The 878-nt window shown below is 65.1% G+C and carries 2 protein-coding genes; one reads left to right on the top strand and one right to left on the bottom strand.

Annotation, left to right across the window (positions count from 1 at the left end; all coding sequences use genetic code 11):
• On the bottom strand, positions 1-214 hold a 214-nt coding region (locus WDW90_RS37580), incomplete at its 3' end, for a DUF6894 family protein (RefSeq protein WP_336492800.1).
• Between the two features lie 383 nt (positions 215-597).
• On the opposite strand from WDW90_RS37580, the gene WDW90_RS37585 reads away from it, so the two are divergent.
• On the top strand, positions 598-878 hold a 281-nt coding region (locus WDW90_RS37585; RefSeq protein WP_336492801.1), incomplete at its 3' end, for an alpha/beta hydrolase.

Here is an 878-nt window from a genome sequence, read left to right on the forward strand (position 1 = left end):
CGCTCATCCGTACGGTGCAGAGATGCTGCCCATCGGCTGAGCGAACCACAGCAGCGAGGGCAGCTTCGTGCTCACCGACCGTGATCACCCGGGCAAGCTCGAGCAGCATCGCCATGGCATGATCCCGCGCGCTCAGATCGTCGCGAAATACGAGCCCTTCCGTGTCTGCCTGAAGCCGCGATCCGCGAACGCTGTCGATGAAGTAGCGCGGCATGATGCTATCCTCTTCGCCACAGGAGGGCGCGCCGGCCGGCAATCATCGCGCCGCTCAAAGCCTCGGTGAAACAACGGCCGGCGTCCTGCGGCAGCCCAGCATGAGATCGCCGGTTCGATCGAGCGACCCGTTCGGCTCAGTCTGAGGACAGCCCTGCTGAACCAAAGTGGTCTCCCAGCGATAAGTGACTGCGCATGCGCCCCGTTCCAACCAGCAGGTCCGCCCTGCCACGGAGCAGTTCGACGATGGTCAGCCTCCTCTCGCAGGCGACGGCATTTGCTCTCCGTCTGTCCGGGAGGCGCAGGACGTTCGCCAGCGAGAACGCCCTCGCCAAACAGGTGAGACGCGACCGCAGCAAGGGGCCGACGAGGCCTTCCCGCTCCATGCAGCGCAGGTTCGACCTCGCCATCGAGCGGCGCAATGGGCACGAGGTCTACACCGTCAGGCCAAGAGCCGCGCCGCCTACCGGGACCGTGATCTATCTTCACGGCGGTGCCTACGTGGCCGACATCGTCCGGGAGCACTGGCGCTTCATCGCGCGCATGGCGGATCGGCTCGGTATGACGTTTATCGTGCCGCTCTACCCGCTTGCGCCGGAGAACGATTGCTTGGTCGTGATCTCGTTCGTGCTCGGCGTCTATCGCGACGTCCTTGCGAGCCAGGG

Origin of the sequence: Methylobacterium nigriterrae (assembly GCF_037106235.1) — a bacterium.
Lineage (GTDB): Bacteria > Pseudomonadota > Alphaproteobacteria > Rhizobiales > Beijerinckiaceae > Methylobacterium > Methylobacterium nigriterrae.